This is a genomic window from Humibacter sp. (genome assembly GCF_051954055.1).
Taxonomy (GTDB): domain Bacteria; phylum Actinomycetota; class Actinomycetes; order Actinomycetales; family Microbacteriaceae; genus Humibacter.
Window position 1 is genome coordinate 1 of the sequence record NZ_JBQCIE010000006.1, and the last position, 6,386, is coordinate 6,386.

At 68.1% G+C, this 6,386-nt stretch carries 9 protein-coding genes; 7 read left to right on the forward strand and 2 right to left on the reverse strand.

The window, feature by feature from the left end; all coding sequences use genetic code 11:
- Positions 1-607: aminotransferase class I/II-fold pyridoxal phosphate-dependent enzyme (locus tag ACTHNC_RS00425; protein WP_440292611.1), on the forward strand; the 607-nt coding region annotated here is incomplete at its 5' end.
- Between the two features lie 4 nt (positions 608-611).
- On the opposite strand, the gene ACTHNC_RS00430 is transcribed toward ACTHNC_RS00425, so the two are convergent.
- Positions 612-1,103 (reverse strand): MarR family winged helix-turn-helix transcriptional regulator, encoded by a 492-nt coding sequence (locus ACTHNC_RS00430; protein WP_440292612.1) that lies wholly within the window; start codon positions 1,101-1,103, stop codon positions 612-614.
- Between the two features lie 84 nt (positions 1,104-1,187).
- Here ACTHNC_RS00430 and ACTHNC_RS00435 point away from each other — a divergent pair, with 84 nt between their 5' ends.
- The 5 genes from ACTHNC_RS00435 to ACTHNC_RS00455 all read left to right on the forward strand — a co-directional run bounded on the left by ACTHNC_RS00435 (position 1,188) and on the right by ACTHNC_RS00455 (position 4,503).
- Complete coding sequence (locus ACTHNC_RS00435; RefSeq protein ID WP_440292613.1) at positions 1,188-2,747, forward strand: FUSC family protein; 1,560 nt, start codon at positions 1,188-1,190, stop codon at positions 2,745-2,747.
- A gap of 68 nt (positions 2,748-2,815) precedes the next feature.
- A complete protein-coding gene (locus ACTHNC_RS00440; protein WP_440292614.1) occupies positions 2,816-3,250 on the forward strand; it encodes a DUF1707 SHOCT-like domain-containing protein in 435 nt (144 codons plus the stop codon).
- A 22-nt stretch (positions 3,251-3,272) separates the two neighbouring features.
- Positions 3,273-3,743 (forward strand): Lrp/AsnC family transcriptional regulator, encoded by a 471-nt coding sequence (locus tag ACTHNC_RS00445; RefSeq protein WP_440292615.1) that lies wholly within the window; start codon positions 3,273-3,275, stop codon positions 3,741-3,743.
- A 104-nt stretch (positions 3,744-3,847) separates the two neighbouring features.
- Complete coding sequence (locus ACTHNC_RS00450; RefSeq protein WP_440292616.1) at positions 3,848-4,087, forward strand: type II toxin-antitoxin system prevent-host-death family antitoxin; 240 nt, start codon at positions 3,848-3,850, stop codon at positions 4,085-4,087.
- Entirely contained in the window at positions 4,084-4,503 is a 420-nt protein-coding gene (locus ACTHNC_RS00455) for a type II toxin-antitoxin system VapC family toxin (RefSeq protein ID WP_440292617.1), read from the forward strand. Before ACTHNC_RS00450 ends, ACTHNC_RS00455 begins: the two co-directional genes overlap by 4 nt.
- A gap of 206 nt (positions 4,504-4,709) precedes the next feature.
- Here ACTHNC_RS00455 and ACTHNC_RS00460 read toward each other — a convergent pair whose 3' ends face one another.
- Positions 4,710-5,630 carry an alpha/beta hydrolase-fold protein gene (locus ACTHNC_RS00460; RefSeq protein ID WP_440292618.1) on the reverse strand — a complete coding sequence of 307 codons (921 nt, stop codon included), beginning with the start codon at positions 5,628-5,630 and terminating at the stop codon, positions 4,710-4,712.
- Positions 5,631-5,982: 352 nt separating this feature from the next.
- Here ACTHNC_RS00460 and ACTHNC_RS00465 point away from each other — a divergent pair.
- Positions 5,983-6,386, forward strand: a 404-nt coding sequence (locus tag ACTHNC_RS00465) for a thiamine pyrophosphate-dependent enzyme (protein WP_440292619.1), incomplete at its 3' end; no start/stop codon positions are given.

Sequence of the window (6,386 nt, forward strand, 5' to 3'; positions counted from 1 at the left end):
ACTCAGCGAGGTGGTCGAGCGGCACGGTGCGGTGGTCGTGAGCGACGAGATCCATGCGCCGCTGACGCACTCCGACGCATCCTTCACGCCTTATCTCACCGTGTCAGCGGCCGCTCGCGAGCACACCATCGCCGCACACTCGGCCAGCAAGGCGTTCAACCTTGCTGGGCTCAAGTGCGCGATGTTCGTCACGGCATCCGACCGGATGACCGAGCTCGTGCGGGCGCTGCCGGTGGAGGTCGAGGAGCGCACGAGCATCTTCGGACGCATCGCCAGTACTGCCGCGTTCGAGGCGGGCGGCGACTGGCTCGACGGAGTGATCGCGTCCATCGAGGACAACCGGCGTCTGCTCAGGCGGCTGCTCGCCGAGCGGATGCCCGCGGTTCGCTACCGAGAACCTCGCGCGAGCTATCTCGCTTGGCTCGACCTCACGGATGTCGGCTGGGGCGAGGATCCGGCTGCGGTCGCTCTGAAGCGCGCGAAGGTCGCGGTCAACAGCGGTCTGACGTTCGGACGCGAGGGCGCAGGCTTCGTGCGGATGAACATCGGATGCTCTCAGGAGGTGCTCGCGGAAGCGGTGTCGCGGCTGGCAGGCGTGATGCTCTGACGGGTCACGCGGTGGAGTCGGATCGCCTCGCCTGCTCGTCGATCGCTTCGAGAGCCGCGTCGTCCATCGCCATGCGTTCCATGATGTCGGCGGCGAGCTCGAGCACTCCTCGCTCGGTGGGCGACAGCTTCTTCAGTGCGTCGGCGAGCCAGGCATCCCGCTGAGCGAGGTCGGCGGCGAGCGCCGCCCGGCCGGCGTCGGTGATGGAGAGGATGTGTTCCCGGCGATCGGCCTCGCTGCGCTCCCGGGAGATGAACCCCTCGAGTGCGAGTTCGGCAAAGATGCGGGACAGCGATTGCGGACGCTGCCGTTCGACCTCGGCCACAACCCCGGCGGGCAGCGGGCCGAGCCGGCTCAGGGTTCCGAGCACGCTGAGCTTGTTGCTGCTCAACGACCCGAGCGCGCGCTCACTGCGGAGGCGACGCGCCATACGCATGATGCCTCGCCGCACGGCCTGCACAGGCACGGACGCCTGCTCATTCTCGTTCGGATCCATTAAGCAGTATCTTACTACCTGGGTCACTACTCCACTTGCCATCGGCTGAACCTGTTGACCGCGGTAACAACGATCACTACGAAAATGCGAAACAGTTTGAAGGCACTGGCCCGCAGCCTCGCCGATCCCGGCCTGCTGCGCCTCCGGTCGACCGCCGTCACCTACGCGACAGTGCTGATCACTGCGGCGATCGCCTGTGTGCCCGCTATTCGATTCGGACTAGGGATCTCCATCGTGGTGCTGGCGGTGATGCTGTCCATCAGCTTCACGCCGGAACGCGCCGGAGCCGGCGCGCGGCAGCGCCTGGCACCCATCGTGGTGCTGCCGCTCGTGGGGATCGCGGCCGGCGGGGTCGGAACGTTGATGTTCAAGACGCCCCTCATCGGCGACTCGCTGTTCGTGTGCGTGCTCTCCGGTGCGATCTGGATCCGCCGATACGGCCCGGTAGCAACGCGCGTCGGCACGCTGATCGCACTGCCATTCATCACCGTGCTGATCGTGCCCGCACCCATCCGGCCGGGAGAAGGCTTCGTGCCGTGGGCGGCCGCGATGGCGCTCGTCGTGGCAGTGGTGGCCCTGGCTCTGCAGTGGGCGGCGCGGGCATCCGGGTTCCTGCCGCGCCCCGTGACCGCACCGATCGCCGCCGGCCGGAACGTCTCGCCGGCACCGCGCGCATCCCGCAACTCGACGATGTGCCCCATCGTCAGCACGCGTGTGGCCCTGCAGATGGCTATAACCCTGGCGGGCGCGTTCCTCATCGGCCATCTCGTGTTCGGCGAGCACTGGTTCTGGGCGGTGCTCACCGGCTACGTCGTGGCGAGCGGTAACCGGGGCCGCGGCGACGTGCTTTTCAAAGGCATCCACCGCACGGTCGGCGCCCTTGGCGGCACGATGCTGGCCACGCTGCTGTCGGTGTTCGCCACGCACGCCGCCGACACCGGTGCGGCCGCCGGGATGTCGGTGCTCGCGATCGGCGTCATCCTTGCGCTAGGCCTGTGGCTGCGTCCCACCGGGTATGGCTGGTGGGCGGCGGCGATGACCGCGATGATCTCGATCCTGCACGAGCTGGAGGGCACCTCCCCCGGGCCTGCGATGCTCGTGCGGCTCGCCGCGATCGTGGTCGCCGGCGCCTTCGCGGTGGCCGTCGCGTGGTGGGTGCTGCCCGTGCACACCGCTGCCGTGATGCGTGGGCGGGTGTCCGGCGCGCTCGGCGCTCTCACCGACTTACTGGTGGCGTGCATCAAGCAACCCGAGGACATCCAGCGCCACCGCGCCTCGTTCGACGGCGCCATCACCGGGCTCCGGCAACTCGGGCCGACCCTGCGGCTCGAGCGGACGGCCCGCCTTCGGAACCGTGGAGCTGTCCACCGCGCCGATGTCATCCCCGCGATCGAGGCGTGCTGGGAGCCGGCCGACGCGATCGCCGCGCGGGTGGAGCACGGGCATCCATTGTCCGCCGATGAATCGCGCGAACTCGGCGGCCTTGCTCGCCGCGTCGGAGCATGCCGCAGGATGCTCGCGGGCGCGGCACCGCCGGAACCCGCCGACCCGCCGCACGCGTTCCCCGACCTGCACGCGGCGATCGTCGGGCTCGAGGCGCCGCTGCCGCTGATCGCCCGACCCGCCGAGCCGCAGCCTTCATAAGCGTGGTCGCCGGATGCTCTCCCGCGCGGACACTGGCATCCGCGGCGGGAAGCGGGCAGGCTGTGGGGATGGTCGACTACGCGAATCCTCTGCGCCCCAACGAACGCATCGCCGATCGCGATCGAGCCGACGCCGTCTCCGCGCTCTCGCAGGCCAGGGATGAGGGCCGGCTGACGGCTGAGGAGTTCGAGCAGCGCTCGGCCTCGGCGCGGTCCGCGGTGACCTGGAGCGACCTCGCCCCGTTGTTCACGGACCTGCCGAGACCCGTATCGCCGGTGTCATCCGTTCCGCATGACGACTGGGGCCGGCACTCGCGAGCGCTGGGTGGCCCGTGGGGAGCGACGATCATGTCGTTCATCCCGTTCGTGGCGCTCGGCCTGTTCTTCCTCTGCGGCTACGTCTTCAACGGGTGGGCGTGGAGCTGGCTGTTCTTCCTGCTGATCCCGGCTGCCGGAGTGATCATCTACGGCCCCGGAGCCGAGTATCGCCGCCGACGGTACTGACCGGCCTTAAGCTGCTGTAGCGATGAACGTGGACAAGGTCGACCGGGCCATCATCGCGCAGCTCAGCGCCGATTCACGGCTCTCCGTTCGAGCCCTGGCGGAACGCGTCCACGTGTCGCGAAGCGCCGTCGCGAACCGGCTGCAACGCCTCATCGCCGACGGCGTCATCGAAGGATTCGGCGCCCGTGTCGACCGCAAGGCGATCGGCCTGCACGTCACGGCGCTCGTCATCGTCAAGGTGGAACGGCAACCAGGCTGGCAAGATGTCGCCTCCGCGCTCTCCGCGCTCCCTTTCGTCGAATCCGTGCTCGCGGTCAGCGGTGACATCGACTTCGTGATCACGGTGAGCGCACCGGATCACGAGAGCCTGAGCGACGTGATCATGCGGCAGCTGCACGAGGTGGACGGCGTCGCATCCACCCGCTCGTACATCGTGCTCGAGTCGTGGGACGGCACGGCGCCAGGAATCGCGCGCGACTCCTGGGGCGCGTGACCGGCACTCGGCAAGTCTTCTCGTAGCGCAGCTCCTGCTGCTGGTGCACCGCCAGCAGCCGAAACCGCTATGATGTAGGTACGTTGCTACAAGTGGGGAGTGTCATGACCACAACCGTCAGCGCGCGCGCGTTCAACCATGACGTGAGTGCTGCCAAGCGGGCCGCGGATGCTGGTCCGGTACTGATCACTGATCGCGGTGAGCCAGCCTACGTGCTTCTTTCCATCGCGGAGTACCGGGCAATGCGCACGCCGCGTAGCCTGTTGAACACTCTCCAGACTGACGATGACATCGAGTTCGACCCCGTCGTCTCACGCGAACTGCCCCGAGCTGCCGAACTGTGAGCTATCTGCTGGATACCAACGTCGTGAGCGAGCTGCGCAAGAGCCCCGCCCGGATCGACAGGAACGTGGCGACGTGGGCCGCACCGTTGGACATGGAGCAGCAGTTCCTCAGCGCGATCACGGTCTTCGAGGTGGAGCTGGGCATCCGCCAGCTCGAGCGTCGCGATACGGCGCAAGCCACGGTTCTGTGGCGCTGGTTCGACCGCGCCGTGCTCGATGCCTTCGACGGACGGATCCTTCCAGTCGATCGGGATGTCGCCCGGTTGGCTTCGCGCCTGCATGTACCCGATCCACGCCCGGAGCGGGACGCGTTCATGGCTGCCACCGCACTCGCCCACGGGCTCACCATCGCCACCCGCAACATCGCCGACTTCGACCCGACCGGCGCCGCTGTCTACAACCCCTGGACCCGCTAGCGACAGACTGCAGCGCATGTTCAAAGCGCAGACATCCTGAAGCTCAAACCGGGCACAGTAGTCGTCCACCCGTACCTCGTAACCCTTGGACTTGCGGCGACGAAGCGCTGCAACGACACGTCACCGCGCAAGAGATCGAGGCAGACGAATCAGCGCGGAACGCACGTCCTAGACCGCAAACGCTCTGAGGCCCACAACGTTGAGGGCTAAGGCGCTTCCGCGGAAGCAAGGGCGTTTCCGACGAATGCCAGCTGGGCGGGTGCGAGCCGGCGCCAGAAGCCGGGGTCGTGTCCGCCTGCTTCGAAACCGCCTGCGGGATGCACGGAAAAGCCGGCGGCATAGTCCCGGTCGTTCGGGTAGAAGCCGTCGCCCGTACCGCAGTCGATGCGGACGGCAACGCCCGCCAAGTCGGACTGGCGACCGAAAACGGTGTTGCGCGCGAAGTCTTCGGCGTCGTCGAAGGCGCCCTTCGCGGCCTGGCGGAACGTATGCCAGAGAGCAGGGCTCTCGACCGCGACGGCGGTGACCCGCGACTTTCCGAGTACACCGCCGAGCCGCAGCGCTCCGTAGCCTCCCATCGACCAGCCCATGAGGGCGATGCGATCCGTGGGGCGCGCGCGCAGCCCACGTGCCGCGAGCTGCGGAAGCAAGTCGTCCACGACCATCGCGCCGGCATCCGTTCCGTTTGCCCGGGGATGCCAGTAGCCGTTTCCTCCGGCAACGGATGCCAGAGCGAACGGCTTACGCGTCTGCACAGCTTGCGCGAGATAGGCGTCGAATCGCATCGAGGCCGAGAACGCGGCCCGTTGGTCGTCGCCGTATCCGTGCAGAACGACGGCGACGGGCAGCTCGGCTCCGGGTTTCGTTCCCGGCGGATAGGCGATCTCGTATCCAACCGGCCGACCGGCCATGTGCCCGGACGTGAACGATCCTGCGACCACCGGGCCGGTCGTGATCTTCGGCACCACACCGTCCGGGCCGTCAAGGCCGAGCGCACGGTACATCGTCGAGCGCCCGGGAAGCAGGTTCTCATTCACGGCGACGCCGGCGCCAGTGAGCACGGCAGCCGCGGCGAGACCGATGCCGGTTCCGAGTGCGACGCGGCGAGTAACAGGGCGCGTGGCCATGGCCACATTGTGACAGCGGTCGGCCGTCGGCCGGCTCGGACATACCCAGATGAGCGGCGTCTCACCGTTCGACCGAACGAAACCCAGCCTTCCGATGTAGTCGCGCCACCGAATGCGCGTTCGCGCGAATTGCTCGGAAGTGGTGGCCCGCAAACCCGGCTCGGCACTCGTGATCCCACGCACACGCGCGCGTTTCGACAGGCCCGGTCGACCGACAGCGGTCATGGACGAATGGCACGTTGCGGTGGCGGTTCCGTGCCTGATTGTCGCGATCGGCACGCCACTTCTGCCGTCTGAATCGACGTGAGCGGATGCCCGCCCGACGGCCGCCGCGGCAGCCCACGATGGAAGGGTGAGTGACGAGGAAGTCATGGGTGCGGCGCGCCCTGCGGGACACGCGGCGGAGCATCCCGCCGTGCCGACCGCGGAGCCGATCCGCTTGATCGACGAGCACGGCAGACGCGCCGCGGACGACCGGGCCGCGGGATTCGAGCTGCCGGATGCGGGCATCCTGCTCGATCTTTATCGCCGCATGGTGATCGCCCGGCGTTTCGACGTGCAGGTCAGTGCCCTCACCAGGCAGGGCCGGCTCGCCACCTATCCCAGCGCGCTCGGCCAGGAGGCGTGCGAGATCGGCGCGACCGCGGCGCTGACCGACTCAGACTGGTTGTTCCCGACGTACCGCGACTCGATCGCCCTGCTCACCAGGGGCGTGCAGCCGGCCCAGGTGCTGTCGTTCTTCCGCGGCGACTGGCA